This is a genomic window from Streptomyces umbrinus (genome assembly GCF_030817415.1).
Lineage (GTDB): Bacteria > Actinomycetota > Actinomycetes > Streptomycetales > Streptomycetaceae > Streptomyces > Streptomyces umbrinus_A.
In genome coordinates this window covers 9,386,787-9,410,986 of record NZ_JAUSZI010000002.1, presented here as the reverse complement: position 1 = coordinate 9,410,986, position 24,200 = coordinate 9,386,787, and the positions used below count along the sequence as shown (strand labels likewise).

The window sequence follows — 24,200 nt, the reverse complement described above, 5'->3', positions numbered from 1 at the left end:
CGGGGCACCCCGGGGGGGGCGATCGCATCGGGCCTTTTGGCCCGTAATAGGGTCGCGGCATGCTTGTTGCCCTGACGGTCGCGACCGCCGTCGCCGCGCTCGCGCTCGCCGCCTGGTGCGGCTGGGCCGCCTACCGCGACCAGCCGACCAAGGACTGGCACTTCATCGGTATGGCCGTGGTGACGGTGCTCACCCTCGTCCAGCTCGTGGTGGGCATCGTCCAGCTGGCCCGCGGCGAGAAGCCGGAGCAGGGCACGACGATCTTCGTCGCGTACCTCATCGGTTCCTTCGCGTGCGTCCCGGCGGCCGGCTTCATGTCACTGGCGGAGCGCACCCGCTGGGGTTCGATCACGGTCGCGGCCGGCGGCGTGGTCCTCGCCGTGCTTCAGGTGCGGCTCTACGACATCTGGGGAGGCTGAGATGGCGGCGACCGACAAGCAGCCTGGGCGGACGCGGCTCATCGGCGGTCCGGGCATCCTGCTGGTCTGGCTGTACGGCGTGATGGTCGTCGGCGCCGTGTCGCGCTCCGCCGTGCAGATCGCGACGGAGTTCGACAAGGCGCCGCTCGCCTATTCGCTGTCCGCGGTGGCCGGTCTGGTCTACGGCTTCATCACGTACTCGCTCGTACGCGGCGGCGAGACGGCCCGCAAGGCGGCGCTGGTGTGCTGCGCCGCCGAACTCGCGGGCGTCCTGATCGTGGGCACCTGGACCCTGACCGACCCCTCGGCCTTCCCCGACGCCACGGTCTGGTCGGACTACGGCATGGGCTACCTGTTCATCCCGGTCCTGCTCCCGGTGACGGCACTGTTCTGGCTACGCCGCAGCAGAACCGCCGCTTCATAGGCGTACGGCGGGTCCGGCGCGCCCCTTTTTTAGGGGCGCGGGGAACTGCGCGACAAGCCACAACGAACCCGCAGACGCATCCGGCACCCCCGCGGAGCGCTACGCACTGGCGACAAAGGCACTGGTCGAAGACCCCTTCGCAAGGGTCACCAGACTCAGCCGCTCATCCACCCGCTCCGTGGAAACGAGCTGATACCCGTGCTTCCGGTACAACCGCAGATTGTGCTCACTGCGATGCCCCGTGAAGAGCTGGAAACTCTTCGCCCCGCCGTCCTCGGCCAGCCGGGACTCGATCGCGTCGAGCAACCGCCCGCCCAGCCCGTGCCGCTGCATCCGCGGATGGACGATCAACTTGTTGATGCGGGCCGTGCCATCCGCATCCACCGCCGCACGCACCGAGGCCACCACCTCGTGACCCAGCCGGGCCACCAGGACCGTGCCGCCCGCGAGCTCCGCCTTGAGGGAGTCGAGGGGCTGGGTGAGGGGCTCGATGCTGTAGTCGCCGTACAGCTCGGCCTCGCTCTGGTAGCAGAGGAACTGCAGTTTGAGGATCTGTTCGGCGTCCTGTTCGGTCGCCGCCGAGATGGTCACGCTCATGCCCATGTGTGCATGCCTCCCGCTCACCTGTTCCGCCGTTGTCCCTCACTCCTATCCCCGTGCTTCGTGCGCCGCAACCTCCGACGTAAGCATTCGGCGCAGACAACCCAGGCATCTGGAACGTTCCGGACCGAGACTGCCCTGTGAGATACCCAACTCCCCCGCGATCTCCCGGTATGTGAGGTCCTGCGGGGACAGCAGCGCGGCCATGAGACGCGGACAGCGGCCCGGCAGCTTGCGTACGGCGGAGTGCAGGGCCCGGCGCCGGGCCGCGGTGAGCGCGAGCTGTTCCGGGCCGGGCCGGCCGTCGTCGGCGGGCTCGGACGCGTACGGCAGCTCGATGCTCGCGGTGTGCCGGGTGCGGCGGGCCTCGGAGCGGACGGCGCCGCGCAGCCAGCCGGCCGGGTCGGCGGGCGGGCCGTCCGTGCCGAGGTGCTCCAGGAGGCGCACCCAGACGGCCTGTTCCAGGTCGCCGGGCTCCGCGCCCGAGGCATATGCCTCCGCGGAGGCCTCGGCGGCGAGCAGTGGACGCAGCGTGTCGAGCATGTCGTGGGTCATATGCGGCACGACGCGGCCGCGCCGGCACGAGGTTGCCGGGGCGACCGTCTGTCACCCCAACCGGGGCCGGGGGCTCAGCTGTTGACGAGCGCGGTGCCTACAGGACTCAGCCCTTCAGGAAGTCCTCGCGGGCGAGGACACCGGTGTCGGGGTTGTCGGTGAAGACCCCGTCGATGCCCGTCGCGAAGTACGTCCTGAAGGCGCCGAAGGGGTCCCCGTAGCCGTCCGCGTCGGTGCCCTTGCGGAAGTTCGTGGGCAGGAACGGGTTCTCGTTGCGCATCGTGTACGGGTGCAGGATCAGGCCCTTGGCGTGCGCGTCCCGGACCAGGGTGGTCGGGGTGGTGAGGTTGCCGCTCGTGTCCTTCAGGATGATCAGGTCCAGGGTCGGGCCGATACCTTGCGCGTAGGAGGCGATCTCCTTCAGGCCCGCGGGCTTGACCAGGTCGGCGACCGTACGCGGGTCGCCCGTCTCCACGAAGTCCCAGGGACGGGTGCCGGCGGCGGACAGGAGCACGACCAGGGGGTTGCCGACCAGCTTGTTGAGGCGCTGGATGCTGGTCGGTTCGAAGGACTGGACGATGACGGGCGAGTTCTTCTTGTCCAGGCCGTGCCTGCGCAGCACCTTGGCGACCCGCTCCTCCAGGCCGAGGCCCAGCTTGCGGAAGTAGGTGGGGTGCTTGAGCTCGGGGTAGATCCAGACCTGCTTGCCGCGCTTGCGGCTCTGCTCCTCGCGCCAGCGCAGCACCTCCTCGAAGGTGGGGATCTCCCAGCGGCCGTCGTAGAGGGTGTTGTGCGGGCGGTTGGCCGGGATGCGCTCCTTGGCGCGCAGGGTCTTCAGCTCCGCGAGCGTGAAGTCCTCGGTGAACCAGCCGGTGGTGGACACCCCGTCGAGGAGCTTGGTGGTCTTGCGGCTCGCGAACTCGGGGTGCGCGGAGACGTCCGTCGTACCGCCGATCTCCGGCTCGTGGCGGCAGACGAGGTGGCCGTCCTTGGTGGGCACCAGGTCGCCGGCCTCGATGACGTGCGCGCCCATGTCGAGGGCCAGCTGGTACGAGCCGAGCGTGTGCTCCGGCCGGTAGCCGCTGGCCCCGCGGTGCCCGATGATCGTCGGCTTCGGCAGGCTCTTGTAGCCACCGCCGCCGTGCTTCTCGTCGGCTCTCGCCGTGGCCGGTACCCCGAGGACCGCTCCGCCGGCGCCGAGGACCGCGGCCCCGAGCAGCGCACGCCGTCCCGGGCCGGTCCCGTTCAGTCCCTCGTTCGACTCCTGCGTCCCCATGTGCGCTCCTCCGCATACTGCGCTGCACCTGTCAAAGCGGGACGATCGTAGGTGCGCGGGGGTGACGGAGGGGAGACCTTGGACGGAACACGCGGGTGACGCTGGATGTCGTGTGGGGTGCGTGAGTTGGCGGGGAGTCGGCGGGGGTCGTCCCGGAGCGACTCGCCCTCGACTGACTTGTCATCAAACGCCCGGCCGGGTGGGTGGAGGTGACCGGGGTGGGTACCCGGCCTCCCAAAAGGCCTAACAGGTGCGGACTTCGTCACACCGTGTCGTACGGATGACAGCCGTGCGACGGGGCGCCACCGCAGGTAAACAAGGGTCAACAGTGCGTATCCACTCGGTGAACCCGATGTGCAAGACCCGGGGGGCCGCGAGTATCGTCCTCACCTGCACAGACTTATACCGATCCCTTGACACCGGAGGGCACGTTGTCCCGCTTCGCGCTCATCAAGGCAGTGCTCGGACCGATCATGCGCCTGATGTTCCGCCCACGGGTGGAGGGTGCGGAGCGCATCCCGGGCACGGGCCCGGTCATCCTGGCCGGCAACCACCTCACGTTCATCGACTCGATGATCATGCCGCTCTTCTGCGACCGGCAGGTCTTCTTCATCGGCAAGGACGAGTACGTCACCGGGAAGGGCGTCAAAGGCCGGCTGATGGCCTGGTTCTTCACGGGCTGCGGCATGATCCCGGTCGACCGTGACGGCGGCCGCGGCGGTGTCGCGGCGCTGATGACCGCGCCGGCGCGTGCTGGAGGAGGGCAAGGTCTTCAGCATCTACCCCGAGGGCACCCGCTCCCCCGACGGCCGGCTCTACCGGGGCCGCACCGGCATCGCCCGCCTGGCCATGATGACCGGCGCGCCCGTCGTCCCGTTCGCCATCATCGGCACGGACAAGATCCAGCCCGGCGGTGCGGGGTTTCCGCGGCCCGGCCGCGTGACTGTTCGGTTCGGTGAGGCGATGGAGTTCTCTCGGTACGAGGGGATGGACCGGGACCGGTATGTGCTGCGGGCCGTGACCGACTCGGTGATGGCTGAGGTCATGCGGTTGTCGGGGCAGGAGTATGTGGACATGTACGCCACGAAGGCCAAGGAAGCGGCTTAGCTCCGCTGGTTGGGCGGGGGCTCCGGGGGTGGGGGCTTCTGGTTGGTGGTGCGCTGCGGGTTCGTTGTGGCTTGTCGCGCAGTTCCCCGCGCCCCTTAGGGGCGCCTCAGCTGGGCTGTTCGTCCGGTGGGGCCGTGTTCGTGTGGTCGGCTCCCGGGGACGGGAACCAGAGGACGAAGGTCGAGCCCTTGCCGAGGGTTGAGAAGAGGCGGATCTGGCCGCCGTGGGACTCGACTATCTGGCGGACGATCGCAAGGCCCAGGCCCGCGTGACGGTCGCGGCCACCGCCGTTGCCTTTCGCGCGCCAGAAGCGGTCGAAGACCCGGGTCTGGTCGTCGTCGAGGATGCCGGGGCCCTCGTCCTGGACCGATGCCCAGAGCCAGCCGTCCACCCGGCCCGCGGCGACCGTGATTCCGGTGCCCGGCGGCGAGAGTCGTACGGCGTTGGAGAGCAGGTTACCGACCGCCCTGCGCAGCGCGTCGTGGTCGCCGATGACTGTCAGGCCTGTGGTGAGACGCCGGTGCAGTACGAGCCCGCGCTCGGCGGCGAGCGGCGCGAACTCCTCGCAGGCCTCACCTGCGGCCGCGGCCAGATCGACGTCCGCGTCGGCGAGCGCGGGTGCCGTACGGCGGGCGGTGGCCAGCAGGTCCTCGACCAGACGCGTCATACGGGTCGTTGCGCGGTCCACACTTCGGACGGCCGCCCTGCGCTCCGCCTCCTCGGACTCCTCGGCCGTCAGCACCGCGTCCAGGTTGGCCCGGATGATCGCGAGCGGGCTGCGCAGTTCGTGGGAGGCGTCGTCGATGAGCTGGCGCTGGGCGCGGAAGGCCTCGTCGAGGCGGTCGAGCATGGAGTCGACGGTGTCGGCGAGGTCGCGGAGTTCGTCCTTGGGCCCGTCGAGGCGGATGCGCTGCGAGAGGTCGGTGGCCTGGATCTCGGCGGCCGTACGGGAGATGGCGCGTACGGGACGCAGGGCGCGGCCGGAGAGGATCCAGCCGATGGCGAGGCTGGTGACGGCGAGTCCGCCGAGCACGGCGAAGGAGAAGCGGCGGAGGTTGGCGAGGGTCTCGTAGTTGACGGCGGCCTCGACCTCCTGGACCTTCACCACCGGGATCTCGCCGACGTACTCGTCGTTCACGTACTTCGACGCCGAGAACTGCTTGCTGACGGGGTGCGCCTCACCGCTGCGCTCGACCGCGAGATACGTCCCGCCGAGGACGAGTGCGGTGAGGACGAACAGGAGACCGGAGTAGAGGACGGTGAGGCGGAAGCGGATGGTGTGGGTGAACGCCGGGAGGCGGAGCCTCGCCCTGACGATCCGCAGCGCGCCGATCATCGTGTCCTGCCGATCATCGTGTCTCCTTGAGGCGGTATCCCTGCCTGATCACCGTCTCGATGAGCGGTTCCTCTTCTCCTGTGATCTTGCGCCGCAGCGAACCGACCGTGACCCGCACGGTGTTGGTGAACGGGTCGGCGTATTCGTCCCAGACGTGTTCGAGGAGTTCCTCGGCCGGTACGACGCGTCCCGGGCGGGTCATCAGGTAGTGCAGGACGCCGAACTCCTTGGGCGTGAGCTGGAGCGGGCGTGCGCCCCGGAACGCCTCGAACCGGGCGGTGTCCAGGCGGAGTTCGCCGACCTCGACGACCGCGGTCCCGCCGTCCTCGCGGCGCAGCAACGCCCTTATCCGGGCCAGGAGTTCGGGCAGCGCGAACGGTTTCACCAGGTAGTCGTCGGCGCCCTCGTCGAGGCCCCGGACCCGGTCGGCGAGACGGTCGCGGGCGGTGAGCATCAGGATGCGGGGACCGCCGGGCGTGGCCCGTACGGCACGGCAGACCGAGAAGCCGTCGCCGTCGGGCAGGTTGAGGTCGAGCAGCACCAGGTCGTAGTCGTTGACGGCCAGCTTCTCCGTGGCCGTGTCGACATCGGGCGCGATGTCCACCGCGTAACCGGCCCGCACCAGCCCGACCTTGAGAGCGACGACGAGATCTTCCTCGTCCTCGACGACCAGTAGTCTCATCTGCCCCACCCGCCTTCCAACGCCGAGCCGAGTCGCGCCTTTTCACGGGCGCGGGGCGTGACATTTTGCGGCTCCGCCGTGTGGGCGCGATCAGCCACAACGAACCCGCCGCTTCAATTGAGCACGAACCGTCCCGCGAACCGCTCATCCATCGATGATCGCCCGCGCAGCGGCCCGCGCGTCCGCCATCGGAATGGCGAACCCGATCCCTATCGAACCGCCCCACTCCTGGTCCAACGTCGCGATGGCCGTATTGATGCCGATCACACGACCGTCAGCGTCGACGAGCGGACCGCCGGAGTTCCCCGGGTTGATCGACGCGTCGGTCTGCAGCGCACGCCGCCGCTCACCGCCCTCACCGAGCCGCACGGACCGGTCGAGCGCGCTGACGATGCCCGAGGTGACGGTGCCGCTGAGGCCGAGCGGGGACCCGATGGCGAGGACGGTGTCGCCCACGCCGGGCCTCGCCCGGGCACCGGCGGCCAGGTCGGCGGCGCGCAGCCCGCGGGCGGTCTCCGGTTCCAGGACGGCCACGTCGTTGGCGGGGTCGTCGCCGAGCACGTCCGCACGGAGCCGGCGCCCGTCCTGGAGCTCGATCGACACCTCCGAACTCCCCGCCACCACATGCGCGTTGGTGAGGATCCGGCCGCGCTCGTCGAACACGAACCCGGAGCCCTGTCCCTCCGCCGTCTCGATCGACACGACACTCGGCAGCACACGCGCGGCGACCGCTTCGAGCCCCGTGACGTTCTCCTGCCCGGCCGCCGACGCGGCGGGCTCCTCATCGCCGACGGCCCCGGCCGCGTACCCGGCGGCCCCGCCCGCGAGGACGGCGGCGAGGACCGCGGCCACGAGGGGGCTGACCTTGCGGGGAGGTCGGGGGGCCTGAGGTGGAGGGGAGATCGGGGCCGGGGTCGCGTACGGGCGCGGGTATGCCGTCTCCGGCGGTGCGGCCGGACCGAATCCCGAGGGGGGCCGACCGGGCAGGAAGGAAGGGCCGCGCGGCTCGCCGAGGCCCGGGTAGGGGGTGTGGGGCCGGCGCCCGCTCCGGTACGGGTCGCCGGGCTCTTCCTCGGCCCAAAGCCCCTCCGCCCTGGGGCCGTTGGGGCCGAGCGGGCCGGGTGGACGGGGTGGCCCGGTGGGGCGTGACGGGCCCAGCGGGCGGGTCGGGCTGGGGTGCGCCGGAGGCCCCGCCCGGCCGGGGAGGCCCGTGCCGCCCGGAAGACCCGGCCGGTCGGGAAGAACGGGCTGGTCCGGAAGAACCGGCTGTACAGGGAGGCCCGCGTCGCGCGGTGGTCCCGGGTGACGCGGTGGGCCCGGGTGGCCCTGGAATCGGTCGTACGACACGGTCGTTCCTCCTTGGTCGCGGAACCCTGGACCCGAGGGGCCGGGGCGCGGAACCCGGTGGTGCCGGATGCCGGATGCCGGAAGCCTTGAGCGCGGCGCCCGGAGCCGGAAGGGTTGCGGATCAGGGGAGTCGGGAGAACCAGAGCAGTGAGGTGGCCGCGGTGGCGAGGGCCGTGAGGAGACCGGCCGCTACGAACCACTGCCAGATCTCGCGTTCCTCGGTGCGGTGCCCCACCGAACTGCCGATGTCCTCGTACACCTCCTGGAGTTCTTCGCCCGTCGCGGCCTCGTGGAAGTCGCCGCCGGTGCCGGCGGCGAGCTCCCGCAGGGCGGGGCCGTCGACCGGGACGCTCACCGTGTCGCCGGACGGCAGGTCAATGGTCCCGCTTTCCGTGCCGTACGCGATGGTCGAGACCGGGATTTTGTCGTCGGCCGCCTCCCGGGCCGCGGACTCGACGGACCGGCCCGTGGTGTTGGAACCGTCGGACAGCAGCACGATGTGCGCGGGCGGGGGCTTGGTCTCGGCCTCCCGGTCGAGCATGCGGACGGCGTCACGGGCGGCCACGACGGCCTCGCCGATCGCCGTGCCCTCGCCGGTGGTGAGCCGTTCGATGGCCGAGCTCAGGGCGCCACGGTCGGTGGTCGGCGGGACCGCGACCGTCGCGGAGCCGCTGAAGGGTACGAGTCCCGCGTTGAAACGCTCGGGCAGCCGGTCGACGAAGGCGAGCGCGGCACGCTGGGCGGCCTCGAAGCGGGTCGGCTCGACGTCGGTGGCCTCCATGGACGCCGACACGTCGAACGCCACCACGATCGTGGCCCGCTCACGCGGCACCTGTACCTCCGTGGTCGGCCGGGCGAAGCCCACGACGAGCAGCGCGAGCGTGCCGCAGAAGGCGGCCGCGGGTACATGGCGGCGCCAGCCGGGCCGCCGGGGAGCGACCTTGTCCAGTAGTTCCAGGTTGGTGAAGCGGACCGCGTACCGGCCGCGCCTGCGCTGCACCAGCAGATAGGCGCCGATCAGCAGGGCGAGCGGCACCAGGAGCAGCAGCCAGCCGGGCGAGTGAAGACTCACGGCACCTCCAGCGGACTCATGGCCCCTCCAGGGGGTCCGGGCGTACGGACGGGGGTACGGACATGGGGGCGACGGGCGGATTCACGCGGCACCGCCTCCCGACCGGCGTCGCTGCTCCTCGACATGGCGTACGACGTCGCGCACCCAGTCGCGGTCCGTACGCAGCCGGAGGTGGGCCGCGCCCGCCCGTCGGATGGATGCCTTGATCAACGCACGCTGTTCCAGGGCCGCTTCGGCGTACCGCTCACGCAACTTCCTTGAGTGGGTCGGGATTTCACGCCTGACGCCGGTCTCGGGATCTACGACGTTGAGCAACCCAACAGCGGGCAGCTCCAGTTCACGGGGATCGACGGTCTCGACGGCGAGGATCTGGTGGCGGTGGGCGATCGTTCGAAGGGGTTGCTCCCAGCCGGTCTCCAGGAAGTCGGAGACGACGGCGACCAGGCCGCTGCCGGGGAGTGTGCGCAGCGAGCGCAGGGCGTCGGCCAGGGAATGCCGGGCGTCCTGGGCCGTGCCCGCCGACACCCGGGGCCGGTCCAGGGCCGCCCGCAGGATCGTGAGGAGGTGGTGGCGCCCGGTGCGGGGCGGGATCCGCTGAATGCCGGCCGGTCCGGTGATCTGCGCGCCGAGCCGGTTCCCGGCCCGTTCGGTGAGGAAGGCGACGGCCGCCGCCGCGCCGACGGCCAGGTCGCGTTTCTCCATCCGTGCCGTGCCGAAGTCCATGCTCGCGGACGCGTCGAGCACGATCCAGGTGGTCAGTTCACGGTCGGCGAGGGTGAGGCGGACGTGCGGGACGGTGGTGCGTGCGGTGGCGTTCCAGTCCATCCGGCGTACGTCGTCGCCGATGACGTACGGCCGGGTCTCGGACACCTCGGTGCCCGGTCCCGGTACGAGACCGGGGTGGTCGCCCTGGAGGAGTCCGTCGGGGCGGCGGGTGAAGAGCAACTCCAGGTGTTTCAGGGCCTGTTCGGGGGTGAGTTCACTGAGGGTCGGGGTGCCGCTCATGCCGCTTCGCCCTCCGTTCCCCCCTCGGTGCGGCCCTCTGCACGTCCTTCTGTTCGCGCCTCGGTTCGCCCTTCGGGGCGCGTGGCGGCCTGGCGCGGGGTGATGCGCGGTTGCTCCACTGCGGCCAGTACCTCGTCGACGATCTCGGCGCCGGAGATGCCGTCGGCGAGCGCGTCGAAGGACAGCACGAGCCGGTGGGCGACGACCTCGTGGGCCAGGTCGTGCACGTCCTCGGGGAGGACGTAACCGCGGCCGCGCAGCAGGGCGAGCGCGCGGGCGGCGGCGACCAGGCCCAGCGTGGCGCGCGGGCCGGCGCCGTGCGCCAACCGGCTGCCGGGGCCCGCGAGTTCACGGGTCGAGACGACCAGTCGTACGGCGTACTCGGCGACCGCGTGGTGCACGAACACCTCGTCGGCGGTGCGCTGGAGCGCGATGAGCCGCTCGGGGGTGAGGACGGGTCGCGCCCGGGGCGGGTCGACGCTCATGCGGTAGAGGATCGCGAGTTCCTCGGACTCGCTGGGGACGGCGACGTCGACCTTGAGCAGGAAGCGGTCGCGCTGGGCTTCGGGGAGCTGGTAGACGCCCTCGGACTCGATGGGGTTCTGGGTGGCGAGCACGAGGAACGGCTGGGGGACGGGGATGGTGGTGCCGCCGATGGAAACCTGGTGCTCGCCCATCACTTCGAGGAGCGCGGACTGCACCTTGGCGGGGGCGCGGTTGATCTCGTCGGCGAGGACGAAGTTGGCGACGACCGGGCCGGGTTCGACGCTGAACGCTTCCTGGGACGGACGGTAGATCCGGGTGCCGGTGATGTCGGACGGGACGAGGTCGGGGGTGAACTGCAGGCGGGCGAAGCGTCCGCCGGCCACCTGCGCGAGGGTCTTCGCGGCGAGTGTCTTGGCGACGCCCGGGACGCCCTGGAGCAGGCAGTGGCCCCGGGCCAGGACCGCGGTGAACATCCGCTCCACCATGCGGTCCTGGCCCACGATCACCCGTTTTACCTCGAAGAGCGCTTCTTCGAGGAGCTTCCCGTCCGTGGTGTCGCCACGTGGGTTCGCGCTGTCGCCGCGTGGATCGGCGGTGGTCACAGCGCGGCCGCGGGGTTGCTCGGATCCGCGGAGGGGGTGCCGCTGGTGCCGTCCTTGTCAGGGCAGTCCTCGCGGGTCCAGGTGCGGGTTCCGCTGTCGTGCGTGCCCTCTTCGGCCGTGCCTTCCTCCACGACGAAGCGGACCTTTTCGCGGGGGGCCTCGTCGCTGTCGGCGGCGAGGGCGACGCCGCCGCCTGCCAGGCCTGCGGCGGCCAGCACGGCTACGACGAGGATCTTTCGGTTACGGATACGACGGGTCATGGTCGGTGGCTCCTTCGGCCGTGTGGGACGACGTCCGGTACGGAGCCAAGACCATCAGGTGAGGGCGAAAACGGGCTTAAAGGGGGGCGCTGCCTGCGGGTTTGGGGGCGGGGGGTTGTTTGTTGGCTGCGGGCGCGTTGTGGCTTGTCGCGCCCACGATGGGGGTCCCCCCGCTCGAGCGAAGCCGAGAGTGGGGGAGGAGCCGCAAATCGATACAGCCCCGCGCCCCTGAAGAGGCGCGGTTGCCCGCAGCCGGACAGGAACAACGGCGGTGCCTACGGGTGTTGCGCCCCATCCCCCAGCTTCTGGCCCCGCAGCAGCACCCATGCCGCCACCGACGCCGCCAGCAGGACCGCCGCGCCCAGGCCCGCCGCCAGGGCGATGCCGTCGACGAAGGCTGTGCGGGCGGCGGTGAGCAGGGGCTCGGCGTTGGGCAGGGCCGTCGACGCGTCGACGGCGCCGCCGAGGGACTCGTGGGCCGCGGCGGCCACCTCGGGGGGTGTGCCCGGTGGGGCTGTGAACCCGGCGTAGACGCCGGTGACGATGGAGCCGAGCAGGGCGATGCCCAGGGCCGCGCCGAGTTCGTACGCCGTCTCGGAGACCGCGGACGCGGCGCCCGCCTGTTCCTTGGGCACGCTGGAGAGGATGACGTCGGCGGTCACGGTGAAGGCGAAGCCCGCGCCCACGCCGACGACCAGCAGGGCCCCGCCGAGGAGCGGATACCCGGTCGACTCGTCGAGCAGGGTCAGTGCACCCAGGGCGAGTCCGATCGCGGCGAGACCGCCGGCGGTGACGGCACGCACCGAGTACCGGCGTGCGACCGTACCCGCGACCAGGCCGGCCGCCACCGCGCCCAGGGCGGCGGGCAGTTCGGCAAGGCCCGCCTCCAACGGGCCCCGGCCCTGCACGAGTTGGAGGTACTGCGAGAGGAAGAAGACCAGTCCGGACAGGCCGAGGATGGTCAGCAGGTCGGCGAGCACGGCCCCGGAGAAGCCGCGGTTGCGGAACAGCCGCATGTCCAACAGGGGGACGGGGAGGGTGAGTTGACGGCGTACGAAGCCGTAGAGCGCGACCGCGCCGAGCAGGGCCGCGGCGCCCGCCGTGGCGTTCGGGCCGTGCGAGGCGGCCTCCTTGATCCCGTACACGATGCCGACCATGCCGACGAGCGACAGCACGACGCTCATCAGGTCCCAGGGGCCGGGCTCGGGGTTGCGGGACTCGGGGAGCAGCTTCACGCCGACGAGGACGAGGACCGCCATCACGGGGAGGTTGATCAGGAAGACGGAGCCCCACCAGAAGTGTTCGAGGAGGAATCCGCCGACGACCGGGCCGACCGCCGTGCCGGCCGAGGCGGTGGCGCCCCAGATGCCGATGGCGAGGCTGCGTTCGCGCGGGTCGTGGAAGAGGTTGCGGATGAGCGCGAGGGTGGCGGGCATCAGGGTCGCGCCCGCGACGCCGAGCAGTGCCCGCGCCACGATCATCAACTCGGGAGTGCTCGCATAGGCGTTGAGCACGGAGATGAGACCGAACGCGACCGAGCCGATGAGCAGCAGCTTCTTGCGCCCGATGCGGTCACCGAGGCTGCCCATCGAGACGAGCAGGCCCGCGATGACGAACGAGTAGACGTCTCCGATCCACAGCAGCTGCGTACCGGAGGGCTTGAGGTCCTCGCTGATGTAGGGGGTCGCGAGACCGAGGACGGTCGCGTCGACGGCCACCAGCAGCACGGCGAGGACGAGGACGGCGAGCGCGAGCCAGCGGCCCGGGCGCTTCTCCGTCTCCGCCGCGAACGCCGGCCGCACCGTGCTGGTCATGATTCCTCTCTCCGTAGCGCGCCGCCGAGCAGCAGCTCGACGATCATGTGGTGGAAGTCGTTGGCGGCCACCCGGCCCTCGGCCACGGCCCACGCCCCGGAGGCGATGAGTCCGTAGAGGGCTTCGGTGAGCCAGGCCGGGGTAAGGTCGATGCGGAACTCGCCGCTCTCCTGGCCGCGTCGGAACACCGCGGCGATCCGCGCGTCGAGCCGGGCCCAGCCCTCGTGCCGCTCCTCGCCCTCGAACAACTGGTTCTCGGAGTAGAGGAAGGCGAGCAGCCCGGCGGCGCTCTCGATCTCCGCCACCAGGCGGCGTACGGCCTCCCGGGCGGTGTCCTGGTCGAGCCGTGCCGCGTCCAGCGCCGCCTCGCACTCGCGGATGCCGAGATCCTCCAGCGCGCGCACGAGGGCGTCGCGCCCCGCGAACTGGCGGTGCAGCGTGGCCCGGCTGATCCCGGCCGCCTTGGCGACCTCGTCCATGGTGGCGGTGGATTTCCGGGTGAGCAGGGCGGCTGCGCTGCGCAGCACGTGGTCACGGTCGATGGCCATGAGGCAACCATAAACCATATGAGACATCAATGTCTCACCCGAAGCGTGCGACGCTCACCACCAAGGGGTCCACCGTGGGTCTGCCTGTGACGGCTCAGTGCCAGGGCAGCTGGCCGCGCCGCTCCCAGTACGCCACCGGCTCCTCGGCCAGCGCGTCGAGCCGGGACTGCTGCTCGTCGTCGAGGTCGACCACGGCGGCGTGCAGGTTCGAGGAGAGCTGGACGGCCGTGGCCGCGCCGGAGAGGACGACGCCCGCCCAGGGCTGCCGCAGGACGAGCGCCAGGGCGACCGCGTCCGAGCCGAGGCCGGCCTCTTCGGCGATGGCGCGTACGGCGTCCGGTGCGTGCGGGTCGGCGAGCCGGCCGTTGGCCATGCCCTCCTTGACGATCACGGTGAGCCCGGCGTCGTGCGCCTCGGCGAGCGCGGGGCCCGCGGAGGTCTCCAGGACGTTGTAGGTGGACTGGACGGTACGGAACAACGGCTCGCCGTCGACCGTCACGGCGAGCGCGGTACGGATCGCGTCGGCCTGGGCCGGACCGCTGGTGGAGAAGCCGACGGTCAGGCCCTGCGCCGCCGCCTCGGCCAGCCTGGCGTGCAGTTCCTTGTCGGTGAGGGCCGGGCTGTCCGGGGTCACCGAGTGGATCTGGTAGAGGTCGAGCCGGTCGCCGAGCAGTTCGGCACTCTCGGCGCGCTGCCTCTCGTACGTGGCGAGGCTGTGGTCCTTGATCTCGTGCGCCTCGGCGTCGGTGCGCCAGTCGGCCGTATAGGTGTAGCCCCACTTGCTGCCGACGACGACGTCCCCGATGTCGGACCGCGTGTTCAGCCAGCCGGCGAGGAACTCCTCCGAACGGCCATACGAGCGGGCGGCGTCGAAGTAGCGCACGCCCTGGGCGTAGGCGGCGTCGAGGAGTTCGTGTGTGCGGGTGCGGAGCGTCTCGACGCTCCGGTTCTCTCCGAGGTCGGTGTCCCGGCCGAGGTTGATGTAGCCGGGGCGGCCGACTGCGGCGAGGCCCAGTCCGATGTGGCAGGTGGGGGTCGTCGCTGTGGCCAGTCGGGCGAAGGGCATCGCGGGCTCCGTTTGGTCGGCTCCAGTACGGCTGTCCGACCAACGTAACCCGCGATGACCTTTGGCGAAGGGCGCCTGAGAGCTCGGTTCGTGTGGCGCTTTGGCGGGTGCGGGTGTGTCGTGGCTTGTCGCGCCCCGCAGCGGAGCCGCAAAAGTCACAGCCCCGCGCCCCTGACGGGGCACTGGTCCTACCGCTTCTTTTTGGCCGTGGCCCACTCGTGCTGGGCCGCCACGTTCCCCTTCACCTCAGTCAGCTGGATCGCGACCGCGCTCGGGGCCGTGCCTCCCCGGGCGTTGCGGGAGGCCAGGGCGCCCGGGACGTTCAGGACGGACCGGACCCCGGGGGTGAGGTGGGCGGAGATCTTCGCGAACTGCTCGTCGGTGAGGCCGTCGAGCTCGACGCCGTCGGCCTCCGCGGCCTTGACGCACTCCCCCGCGACCTCGTGCGCGACGCGGAACGGCACGCCCTGCTTGACCAGCCACTCGGCGATGTCCGTGGCGAGCGAGAACCCGGCCGGGGCCAGCTCCTCCATGCGCTCGCGGTGGACGGTGAGGGTCGCCATCATGCCGGTGAAAGCGGGCAGCAGGACCTCGAGCTGGTCGCAGGAGTCGAAGACCGGCTCCTTGTCCTCCTGGAGGTCGCGGTTGTACGCGAGGGGCAGGGCCTTGAGCGTCGCCATCAGACCGGTGAGGTTGCCGATCAGACGGCCGCTCTTGCCGCGCGCCAGCTCCGCGATGTCCGGGTTCTTCTTCTGCGGCATGATCGACGAGCCGGTGGAGAAGGCGTCGTGGAGGGTGACGAAGGAGAATTCCTTCGTGTTCCAGATGATGACCTCCTCGGCGATCCGGGAGAGGTTCACCCCGATCATCGCGGTGATGAAGGCGAACTCGGCGACGAAGTCGCGCGAGGCCGTGCCGTCGATGGAGTTGCCGACACTGCCGTGCTCGAAGCCGAGGTCCTTGGCGACCGACTCCGGGTCGAGGCCGAGGGAGGAACCGGCCAGGGCGCCCGAGCCGTACGGCGACACGGCCGTCCGCTCGTCCCACTGCCGCAGGCGTTCGGCGTCCCGGGACAGGGACTGGGCGTGGGCCAGCACATGGTGGGCGAACAGCACGGGCTGGGCGTGCTGCAGATGCGTACGGCCCGGCATGGCGACGTCCGGGTGCGCCTCGGCGAGCCCGATCAGCGCGTCCTGGAGGTCGGCGATCAGCCCGCCGATGATCCGGGCGTGGTCGCGCAGGTACATCCGGAAGAGCGTGGCGACCTGGTCGTTGCGCGAGCGGCCCGCGCGCAGCTTGCCGCCGAGGTCCGGGCCGAGCTGCTCCAGGAGACCGCGCTCCAGGGCGGTGTGGACGTCCTCGTCGGCGATGGTGCCGACGAAGGAGCCGTCCGCGACGACGCTCTCCAGCCGGTCGAGCCCCGCGAGCATGCGCTCCAGCTCGTCGTCGGTGAGGAGGTTCGCCTTGTGCAGCACGCGCGCGTGGGCACGCGATCCGGCGATGTCGTACGGCGCCAGCCGCCAGTCGAAGTGGACGGACGCGGACAGCTTGGCCAGAGCCTCGGCGGGCCCGTCGGCGAACCGCCCACCCCAGAGCCGTACATCACCGCTGTTGCTGCTCACTTGCTGTACTCCTCAAGACTGTCAAGTACGGACGTGCCCCGTCAGGGGCGCGGGGCTGTGTCGATATGCGGCTCCGCCGCGTGGGCGCGATCAGCCCACGACAACCCGCAGACTACGCACCACCCGCAGCTCCCCCTACGCCAAATCCCTCTTCGCCGCGATCTTCGAAGACAGCGCGAAGATGTCGATGAACCCCTGCGCCTTCGACTGGTCGAACGTATCGCCCGAGTCATAGGTCGCGAGGTTGAAGTCGTACAGCGACTCCTCGGACTTCCGGCCGGTGACGACGGCACGGCCCCCGTGCAGGGTCATCCGGATATCCCCGGACACATGCTGGTTGGCCTCGTTGATGAAGCCGTCCAGGGCCCGCTTGAGCGGGGAGAACCACAGGCCGTCGTAGACCAGCTCGCCCCACCGCTGCTCGACCTGCCGCTTGTAGCGGGCGAGTTCACGCTCGACGGTGACGTTCTCCAGCTCCTGGTGGGCCGTGATCAGCGCGATCGCGCCAGGAGCCTCGTACACCTCGCGGGACTTGATGCCCACGAGCCGGTCCTCGACCATGTCGATCCGGCCGATGCCCTGGGCGCCCGCGCGGTCGTTGAGCTGCTGGATGGCCTGGAGGACGCTGACGGGCCTGCCGTCGATGGCGACCGGGACGCCCGCCTTGAAGGTGACGACCACCTCGTCGGGCTCGCGCGGCAGCGCCGGGTTCTGCGTGTACTCGTAGACATCCTCGATCGGGGCGTTCCAGATGTCCTCCAGGAAGCCCGTCTCGACGGCGCGTCCGAAGACGTTCTGGTCGATGGAGTACGGGGACTTCTTGGTGGTGGCGATCGGCAGGCCCTTCTCCTCGCAGAAGGCGATCGCCTTGCCCCTGGTCATCGCGTAGTCACGGACCGGGGCGATGCACTTGAGGTCAGGGCCGAGGGCCTGGATACCGGCCTCGAACCGCACCTGGTCGTTGCCCTTGCCGGTGCAGCCGTGGGCGACGATGCCCGCGCCGTGCTTGTGGGCGGCCGCGACGAGGTGCTTGACGATCGTGGGCCGGGAGAGGGCGGAGACCAGCGGGTAGCGGTCCATGTAGAGGGCGTTGGCCTTGATCGCCGGGAGGCAGTACTCCTCGGCGAACTCGTCCTTCGCGTCCGCGACCTCGGCCTCGACGGCGCCGCACGCGAGGGCGCGCTTGCGGATGACGTCCAGGTCCTCGCCGCCCTGGCCGACGTCGACCGCAACGGCGATGACCTCGGCGCCCGTCTCCTCGGCGATCCAGCCGATGGCGACGGAGGTGTCCAGACCGCCTGAGTAGGCGAGTACGACGCGCTCGGTCACGGGCTTCTCCTCACAATGCATTCACTGACATGCATGAGTATGCAGTCCTCTGCATGATTCGTCAATCCGGGGTGCGCCAGGAAGTAATTTCGGAGTCGTTTGAACGCGGGAAACCGCTTTCCCGTACTCCACCCCGAACGCCGGCGCCGCGTTTGTAAACCCACTCCTGACCCAAGTGAGGCACTCGCATGTCCAGGGCTCTCCCGAAGTACAACAAGCGCCGCGTGGCGATCATCGGTGGCGCGGCCGCGGTGGCGTTGTCCGGAGCGGTCATCGCCGGATCGGCCTTGGCCGGGGAAACGTCCAAGAGCACCAACAGTCAGGCCGCCAGAACAAAGGCGTCCCCCGGCACGGTGAGCTGCCCCGCGGTCGCGCCGAGCCTGCCCGCGATCCCCGCCTCCGCCAAGGCCGAGGTCGACCGCAACCTGGCTCTGCTCGACACCCAGATCGCCGAGGCCAACAAGCGCCTCGTCGACACCGTCGGCCAGGGCGGCGCGAACTTCGCGCAGAACGCCATCGTCGGCCCGCTCAAGGACAAGCGCGTAGCGACCATCAACCGCATCGCCACCGCCATCGGCCGCACCGCCGCCAAGCCCCAGGGCCTCGACTCCCTCGCCGCCTGCACGCTGAACGCGGGCGGGGCGGCAGGAGGCGGTGCCGCGGCGTCGCCGAGCCCGTCCCCGACCCAGCAGGCGGGCGGCAACACCGGAAACACGGGCAACACCGGGAATACGGGGAACACCGGCAACACGAACGCGGCCGGCACCGTGAGCTGCCCCGCCGTCGCGCCGAGCCTCCCCGCGATCCCCGCCTCCGCCAAGGCCGAGGTCGACCGCAACCTGGCTCTGCTCGACACCCAGATCGCCGAGGCCAACAAGCGCCTCGTCGACACCGTCGGCCAGGGCGGCGCGAACTTCGCGCAGAACGCCATCGTCGGCCCGCTCAAGGACAAGCGCGTAGCGACCATCAACCGCATCGCCACCGCCATCGGCCGCACCGCCGCCAAGCCCCAGGGCCTCGACTCCCTCGCCGCCTGCACGCTCAACAAGTAGTCACCGAATCACCGACGTCCCCCCACGGGCGCCCCGCACGCCGGCCGGGGCGACTCCGGGGCCCGTAGGCCACAAGGCCCGCGGGCCCCGGGGATCTCCGGGCACCACCCGGAGACCAGGCACCCCTCCCCCACACCCCCCGCACGCGGATGGGCGCAATTCCTTAGACAGACGAACGAGTTGCGCCCATAATCGTTAGACATGGGAAAGACTTATGAGCGCATAGACGGCCGCCTGCGTACGTTCATCGAGGCGCAGCCCCTCTTCTTCACCGCGACCGCGCCCCTGTCGGGCGACGGCACGGTCAACCTCTCGCCCAAGGGCCTCACCGGTTCGTTCGCGGTCCTCGACGAACTCACCGTCGCCTACCTGGACTTCGCGGGCAGCAACGCCGAGACGATCGCCCACCTCCGGGAGAACGGCCGGATCACCCTGATGTGGTGCGCCTTCCAGGGACCGCCGAACATCGTCCGCGTACACGGCCGGGGCGAGCCGGTCTTCCGCGACGACCCGCGCTTCAAGGAACTCCTCACGCACTTCCCGGGCATCGACCCGACGCCGCACGGCCTGCGCGCGATCATCGTGGTGACGGCCGAACTCGTCCGGGACACCTGCGGCTACGCGGTGCCCAACATGTCGTACGACGAGGACCGCGACCTGCACGCCAAGCGCTTCGCGCGGGAGGACGACGTCTCGCTGAACGCGTACTTCGAGAAGAAGGACCACGTGGAGACCAGCCTGGATGGCCTACCCGGGCTGCCGCTGCCCCTGCCTCCCAGTAGCGTCTGAGCATGCGCCCAGGAGCCGCCCTTCTCGCGTCCGTGTCCCTCTTCGTACTGGCCCCGAGTGCCCCCGGTGCGGCCGGTGACGCCGGCAGTCAGCCGCCGCTGCCCGAGCGGATGGCGGACACGGGCGGCGGCAGCCAGCTCATCACCGCGCAGGCCTCCCGGACCTCCTCGACGACCGGCACGGTCACCTGGTGGGACCGGCGGGACAGGCGCTGGGCGAAGGCCGGTTCCGTGCCCGCGCGGTTCGGCGCCAAGGGGCTCGTCGAGGGCGGCTCCCGCGAGCAGGGCACGAACACCACCCCCACCGGCCTGTACGACCTGCCGTACGCCTTCGGCATCAAGGCGGCGCCCGAGGGGACGAGGGCGAAGTACCGCCCGGTGAAGCAGGACTCCTGGTGGTGCGAGGACAACGCCTCCCGCTCCTACAACCGCTGGACCGAGCCACGCCCGGCCGACTGCCGTGCCGCCGAGTCCGAGCACCTGATCACGTACAAGACGCAGTACGCGTACGCGCTCGTCATCGGCTTCAACTACGAGCGGCCGGTGCGGGGGCGCGGCGCGGGGATCTTCCTGCACGTCAACGGGAGCGGAGCGACGGCCGGTTGTGTCTCCGTGTCCCACGACGCGATGCGGCGCATCCTGACCTGGGCCGATCCGGCGCGCAGGCCGCACATCGCCATCGGGACGGACGACGGGCCCACCTCGATCGTCCGCTACTGACCGCTGCGTCCGACTTCGTGCGGCCGTCCGCCGAGGAGACCCTCGCCACCTCGGGTTACCGCGAGTCGCACCAGTTCACGGCTTGCTCCGCGGGCCGTTGAACACTCCGCCGTCCCGGGACGTACCACTGGGCCAAGGGGCCACTCCCCTTCCCAGCGTCCCCCACGGAGGAACCGTGAGCACGATCGCCGGCGGCCGCGCGGCGCGGCGCCAGACGATGCGCCGCATTCGCCCACGTCGCTCCCCCGCCATCCCGTTGCTGATCGCCGTGTGGGCGGGTGCGGCGGGCGTGATCTGGCTGTGGTGGAGCAACACCCCGTCCATCGCGGACGACAAGGGCCGGATCCTGAACGCGGGCCGGATCACCGGTCTGCTGGCCGGGTATCTGATGGCTCTCGTGGTCCTGCAGATGGCCCGGGTGCCGGCGCTGGAACGCCGGGTCGGCTCCGACCGGGTCGCCCGCTGGCACGCCATGAGCGGCCGTTACATGCTCTGTCTCACGCTCGCCCACATCGGGCTGACGATGTACGGCTACGCCCTCCAGGCGAACACGGGGGTCGTCGACCAGACCATCGAGTCGGTCAAGACCCTGCCCGACATGGGCAAGGCGGCCATCGGCACGGGTGTGCTGCTGTTCATCGGCCTGATCTCCGTCGGCGGCCTGCGCAAGCGGATCCCGTACGACACCTGGTACCACATCCACCTGCTCACGTACGCGGCCGTGTATCTGTCGTTCTGGCACCAGCTGTCCACCGGCAACGACTTCGCGGTCGAGCCGGCCGCCACGACGGCCTGGTACGCGCTGTACGGGACCGTGACCGCGCTGGTGCTCTGGTACCGGGTGATCACGCCGATCCGGCTGAACCTGCGGCACCGGATGCGGGTCGAGGAGGTCGTCGAGGAGGCGCCCGGCATCGTCTCCGTGCTGATCAGCGGGAAGCGGCTGCACCGCATCGGTGCCGAGCCCGGGCAGTTCTTCCGCTGGCGGTTCCTGGCACCGGGCATGCGGCTCAGTTCGCACCCGTACTCGCTGTCGGCGGCGCCGAGGCCCGGTCTGCTCAGGATCACGGTCAAGGCGCTCGGCGACCACAGCACCGCGCTGAAGGGGCTGAAGCGGGGCACGCGGGTGTGGGCCGAGGGCCCGTACGGCGCGATGACCGCGTCCCGGCGCAGCCGCGGCAAGGTGCTGCTGATGGCCGGCGGCGTGGGGATCACCCCGATGCGGGCGCTGTTCGAGACGCTGCCCGCCGAGCGCGGCGACCTCACCCTGCTGTACCGGGCCAACAGCACGCAGGACCTGGCGCTGTGGGACGAGCTGTCGGCGATCGCCGACGAGCGCGGCGCCCGCCTGATGTACGCGGTGAACAGCCCCGACGGAGAGCGCCCGGACATCAACCCGGAGACGCTGCGCCGGAAGCTGCCCGACATCGACGAGCACGACGTGTTCCTGTGCGGGCCTCCCGGCTTCGCCGAGGGCGCGTACACCGCACTGCGCGGCGCGGGCGTGCCGGCCCGCCGCATCCACCACGAGTCCTTCGAGCTGTGACGAACGGGAGTCCGCACCGATGAAGAAGAGCCACCCCCTGCGACGCGTCGTGCTGGCCGGTGCCGCCACGGTATCCGGGATCGTGCTGCTGCTGACGCTGAAGCCCTCCTCGGACCCGGCGGCCGCGTCGGCCGAGGGCACGCCACAAGGGCAGCAGTCGGTCGCGCCCCAGGGCTCCGGAGGCGTACAGGCCGCGGGCGGCGGAGGTGACCAGACCCTCACCGGTGACGTCGTCAAGACCGAGTACGGCAACGTCCAGGTCCGTATCACGATGAGCGGCGGGAAGATCACCTCGGCCGCCGCCATCGAGGCACCCAGCGGCGGTCGCAGCACCGAGGTCAGCACCAACTCGGTGCCCAAGCTCAACCAGGCGGCCATCCAGACGGGCAGCGCCGACATCGACGCGGTCTCGGGTGCCACCTACACGAGCGGCGGCTACAAGAAGTCCCTGCAGTCGGCCCTCGACAAGGCCGGCGCGTCCTCGGCGACCGGCGGAGGCTCGGGCGGCGGAGGCGGCTCGGCCGACGCGAGCGGGTCCACGGGTGGATCCACCGGCGGATCCACCGGTGGGGGTTCCGCCCAGGCGAAGACCCTCACGGGCACGGCCGTCGAGACCGACTACGGCCCCGTGCAGGTCCGGATCACCGTCACCGGTGGGAAGATCACCAAGGCCGAGGCGGTGAAGTCGCCCAGCGGTGGCCGCAGCAGCCAGATCAGCGGTGACGCGGTGCCCAAGCTCAACCAGGCCGCGGTCGCGGCGGGCAGCGCCGACATCGACGCCGTGTCCGGCGCCACGTACACCAGCGGCGGCTACAAGGAGTCCCTGCAGTCGGCCCTGGACCAGGCCGGTGGCTGAACCGACCGAGCCGGCCGGTCTGGCCGAACCCACCGAACCCGCCGAGGCGCCCGTAGCGGTGCGTCACGCGGAGGAGGTGATGGGCACGGTCTTCTCCTTCGACGTACGGGGTGGTGAACCCGGGGCCGTACAGGCCGCGTTGGCTCAGGCCGTGGCCCAACTCCACGCAGTGGACGAGGTGTTCAGCACCTATCGCGAGGACAGCCAGATCTCCCGGCTGGCGCGCGGCGAACTGACCGTCGAGAGTTGCGACCCGGAGGTCGCCGAGGTGCTCGAACTGTGCGCCGAGGCCGAGCGGTTGAGCGACGGCTGGTTCAGTACGAGATACGCGGGTCTCATCGACCCGACCGGCATGGTGAAGGGCTGGGCCGTCGAGCGCGTGGCCCGGCATCTCGTCGCGGCCGGGGCGAGCGGCGTCAGCGTGAACGGCGGCGGTGACGTGCAGATGTACGGCGTGCCGGGGCCGCACCGGCCCTGGCGGGTCGGCGTCTCCGACCCACTGCGGCCCGGCGGTCTGGCCGCGGTGGTCTCCGCGGCCGGTGTCGACGAGCTGGCTGTGGCCACCTCCGGCTCCGCCGAGCGCGGCACCCACATCGTGGACCCGCGCACCGGCCGCTCCGCGGTCACCGACCTGGTCGCCGTGACCGTCGTCGGCCCCCGCATCACCTGGGCCGACGCCTGGGCCACAGCAGCCTTCGCCATGGGCTCCCGCCAGGCCCTCACCTGGCTGGAATCCCTACCGGACGTCGAAGCCCTACTGATCACAGCGGGCGACGAGGTCAGATGCACGGGCGGCCTGGCCAACAGGCTGGGCTGAGGCGGAGTCACCCTTCAGGCGCACGGGCAGCCGGGGGTTTTCAGAGGCACGGGCGTCCCGACGAGCGGCCTGGACTGAGGCGGAGTCAGCCCTTCGGGCACGCGGGCGGCCTGGGTTGCAGCGGGTTTTTCAGGGGCGCGGATGGCTTGGCAACCCCGTCTGGGGCCGGCGCAAGCTCTTCGGGGCGCGGGCGCCCTGGTAAGCGGCCTGAGCTGCTGCAGCTTTCAGGGGCGCGGATGGCCTGGCAATCCGCCGGGCCGGGCCAAGCTTTTCAGGGGCGCGGGGAACTGCGCGACCAGCCACAGCCCACCCGCACCCGAGACACAACCTCAATGATGGTTCTGAGCCAACCGCAGCAAGTGATCGGCCAACTCCTGCCCCCCAGTGGGGTTGCGGCTGATCAGCAACAGCGTGTCATCCCCGGCGATCGTCCCGAGAATGTCGTGCAACTCGGCCTGGTCGATCGCCGAGGCAAGAAACTGCGCAGCCCCCGGAGGTGTCCGCAGCACCACGAGGTTCGCCGAAGCCTCCGCGGAGATCAACAGCTCCGAGGACAGCCTCCGCATCCGCTCCTCCTTCGCCGACTCCCCCAGCGGCGCGCGAGGCGTACGGAAACCCCCCTCGCTCGGCACCGCGTAGATCAGGTCGCCGTCGTTGTTGCGGATCTTCACCGCGTTCAGCTCGTCCAGGTCCCGGGAGAGCGTCGCCTGAGTGACGTTCAGCCCGTCGTCGGCCAGAAGCTTGGCCAACTGGCTCTGGGAGCGCACCGGTTGCCGGTTGAGGATGTCCACGATCCGGCGGTGGCGTGCGGTGCGGGTCTGCGGGACCGCCGGCCCCGCGTGCTCGTGGTCCTGCGCCTGACTCATCGTCG

At 70.8% G+C, this 24,200-nt stretch carries 24 protein-coding genes and 1 pseudogene; 9 read left to right on the top strand and 16 right to left on the bottom strand.

Annotated features, from left to right (window positions below; all coding sequences use genetic code 11):
- Positions 1-59 precede the first annotated feature (59 nt).
- Together QF035_RS41550 and QF035_RS41545 are read left to right on the top strand one after the other, a co-directional pair.
- Positions 60-419, top strand: a complete 360-nt coding sequence (locus QF035_RS41550) for a hypothetical protein (RefSeq protein WP_307526534.1) — start codon at positions 60-62, stop codon at positions 417-419.
- Between the two features lies 1 nt (position 420).
- Positions 421-843: a hypothetical protein gene (locus QF035_RS41545; protein WP_307526533.1), complete on the top strand. Its 423-nt coding sequence runs from the start codon at positions 421-423 to the stop codon at positions 841-843.
- 99 nt (positions 844-942) lie between these two features.
- On the opposite strand, the gene QF035_RS41540 is transcribed toward QF035_RS41545, so the two are convergent.
- The 3 genes from QF035_RS41540 to QF035_RS41530 all read right to left on the bottom strand — a co-directional run bounded on the left by QF035_RS41540 (position 943) and on the right by QF035_RS41530 (position 3,274).
- A complete protein-coding gene (locus tag QF035_RS41540) occupies positions 943-1,446 on the bottom strand; it encodes a GNAT family N-acetyltransferase (protein ID WP_307526532.1) in 504 nt (167 codons plus the stop codon).
- Between the two features lie 45 nt (positions 1,447-1,491).
- Complete coding sequence (locus QF035_RS41535) at positions 1,492-1,998, bottom strand: RNA polymerase sigma factor (RefSeq protein WP_307526529.1); 507 nt, start codon at positions 1,996-1,998, stop codon at positions 1,492-1,494.
- Positions 1,999-2,104: 106 nt separating this feature from the next.
- Positions 2,105-3,274, bottom strand: coding sequence for a glycerophosphodiester phosphodiesterase (locus QF035_RS41530; protein ID WP_307526527.1), 1,170 nt, complete (start codon positions 3,272-3,274; stop codon positions 2,105-2,107).
- A 431-nt stretch (positions 3,275-3,705) separates the two neighbouring features.
- On the opposite strand from QF035_RS41530, the pseudogene QF035_RS41525 reads away from it, so the two are divergent.
- Positions 3,706-4,381 (top strand): annotated as a pseudogene (locus QF035_RS41525) (lysophospholipid acyltransferase family protein).
- Between the two features lie 106 nt (positions 4,382-4,487).
- On the opposite strand, the gene QF035_RS41520 reads toward QF035_RS41525, so the two are convergent.
- From QF035_RS41520 to QF035_RS41465, 12 genes are all read right to left on the bottom strand, one after another.
- Complete coding sequence (locus tag QF035_RS41520; RefSeq protein ID WP_307526525.1) at positions 4,488-5,717, bottom strand: sensor histidine kinase; 1,230 nt, start codon at positions 5,715-5,717, stop codon at positions 4,488-4,490.
- A 13-nt stretch (positions 5,718-5,730) separates the two neighbouring features.
- The gene (locus QF035_RS41515; protein ID WP_055616520.1) at positions 5,731-6,399 is read right to left on the bottom strand and encodes a response regulator transcription factor; all 669 of its coding nucleotides are present in this window, start codon (positions 6,397-6,399) and stop codon (positions 5,731-5,733) included.
- A gap of 144 nt (positions 6,400-6,543) precedes the next feature.
- Positions 6,544-7,251 carry a S1C family serine protease gene (locus QF035_RS41510; protein ID WP_307526523.1) on the bottom strand — a complete coding sequence of 236 codons (708 nt, stop codon included), beginning with the start codon at positions 7,249-7,251 and terminating at the stop codon, positions 6,544-6,546.
- A 616-nt stretch (positions 7,252-7,867) separates the two neighbouring features.
- Positions 7,868-8,818 carry a VWA domain-containing protein gene (locus QF035_RS41505; RefSeq protein ID WP_307526521.1) on the bottom strand — a complete coding sequence of 317 codons (951 nt, stop codon included), beginning with the start codon at positions 8,816-8,818 and terminating at the stop codon, positions 7,868-7,870.
- Positions 8,819-8,899: 81 nt separating this feature from the next.
- Complete coding sequence (locus tag QF035_RS41500) at positions 8,900-9,823, bottom strand: DUF58 domain-containing protein (protein WP_307526519.1); 924 nt, start codon at positions 9,821-9,823, stop codon at positions 8,900-8,902.
- Positions 9,820-10,911, bottom strand: coding sequence for an AAA family ATPase (locus tag QF035_RS41495; RefSeq protein WP_307526518.1), 1,092 nt, complete (start codon positions 10,909-10,911; stop codon positions 9,820-9,822). The genes QF035_RS41500 and QF035_RS41495 overlap by 4 nt, the downstream gene beginning before the upstream one ends.
- The gene (locus QF035_RS41490) at positions 10,908-11,171 is read right to left on the bottom strand and encodes a hypothetical protein (RefSeq protein WP_307526517.1); all 264 of its coding nucleotides are present in this window, start codon (positions 11,169-11,171) and stop codon (positions 10,908-10,910) included. Before QF035_RS41490 ends, QF035_RS41495 begins: the two co-directional genes overlap by 4 nt.
- 275 nt (positions 11,172-11,446) lie before the next feature.
- A complete protein-coding gene (locus tag QF035_RS41485; protein ID WP_307526515.1) occupies positions 11,447-12,985 on the bottom strand; it encodes an MFS transporter in 1,539 nt (512 codons plus the stop codon).
- Positions 12,982-13,533: a TetR/AcrR family transcriptional regulator gene (locus QF035_RS41480; RefSeq protein WP_307526513.1), complete on the bottom strand. Its 552-nt coding sequence runs from the start codon at positions 13,531-13,533 to the stop codon at positions 12,982-12,984. The genes QF035_RS41485 and QF035_RS41480 overlap by 4 nt, the downstream gene beginning before the upstream one ends.
- 94 nt (positions 13,534-13,627) lie before the next feature.
- Entirely contained in the window at positions 13,628-14,599 is a 972-nt protein-coding gene (locus tag QF035_RS41475) for an aldo/keto reductase (RefSeq protein ID WP_307526512.1), read from the bottom strand.
- A gap of 188 nt (positions 14,600-14,787) precedes the next feature.
- Positions 14,788-16,221 (bottom strand): argininosuccinate lyase, encoded by a 1,434-nt coding sequence (gene argH, locus QF035_RS41470; RefSeq protein ID WP_307526510.1) that lies wholly within the window; start codon positions 16,219-16,221, stop codon positions 14,788-14,790.
- A 135-nt stretch (positions 16,222-16,356) separates the two neighbouring features.
- Positions 16,357-17,550, bottom strand: a complete 1,194-nt coding sequence (locus QF035_RS41465; protein ID WP_307526508.1) for an argininosuccinate synthase — start codon at positions 17,548-17,550, stop codon at positions 16,357-16,359.
- Between the two features lie 188 nt (positions 17,551-17,738).
- Here QF035_RS41465 and QF035_RS41460 point away from each other — a divergent pair, with 188 nt between their 5' ends.
- The 6 genes from QF035_RS41460 to QF035_RS41435 all read left to right on the top strand — a co-directional run bounded on the left by QF035_RS41460 (position 17,739) and on the right by QF035_RS41435 (position 23,329).
- Positions 17,739-18,602 (top strand): hypothetical protein, encoded by an 864-nt coding sequence (locus QF035_RS41460; RefSeq protein ID WP_307526507.1) that lies wholly within the window; start codon positions 17,739-17,741, stop codon positions 18,600-18,602.
- A 201-nt stretch (positions 18,603-18,803) separates the two neighbouring features.
- Entirely contained in the window at positions 18,804-19,391 is a 588-nt protein-coding gene (locus QF035_RS41455) for a pyridoxamine 5'-phosphate oxidase family protein (protein WP_307526505.1), read from the top strand.
- A gap of 2 nt (positions 19,392-19,393) precedes the next feature.
- Complete coding sequence (locus tag QF035_RS41450) at positions 19,394-20,110, top strand: L,D-transpeptidase family protein (RefSeq protein WP_307526503.1); 717 nt, start codon at positions 19,394-19,396, stop codon at positions 20,108-20,110.
- 217 nt (positions 20,111-20,327) lie between these two features.
- On the top strand, positions 20,328-21,656 hold the full coding sequence (locus tag QF035_RS41445) for a ferredoxin reductase family protein (protein WP_269652315.1): 1,329 nt from the start codon (positions 20,328-20,330) through the stop codon (positions 21,654-21,656).
- 19 nt (positions 21,657-21,675) lie between these two features.
- Positions 21,676-22,512, top strand: a complete 837-nt coding sequence (locus QF035_RS41440; protein WP_307526502.1) for an FMN-binding protein — start codon at positions 21,676-21,678, stop codon at positions 22,510-22,512.
- A 79-nt stretch (positions 22,513-22,591) separates the two neighbouring features.
- Positions 22,592-23,329, top strand: a complete 738-nt coding sequence (locus QF035_RS41435) for an FAD:protein FMN transferase (RefSeq protein ID WP_307531810.1) — start codon at positions 22,592-22,594, stop codon at positions 23,327-23,329.
- 329 nt (positions 23,330-23,658) lie between these two features.
- Here the strand turns inward: QF035_RS41435 and QF035_RS41430 are convergent, their stop codons facing one another.
- On the bottom strand, positions 23,659-24,195 hold the full coding sequence (locus QF035_RS41430; RefSeq protein ID WP_307526500.1) for an arginine repressor: 537 nt from the start codon (positions 24,193-24,195) through the stop codon (positions 23,659-23,661).
- Positions 24,196-24,200: the final 5 nt, after the last annotated feature.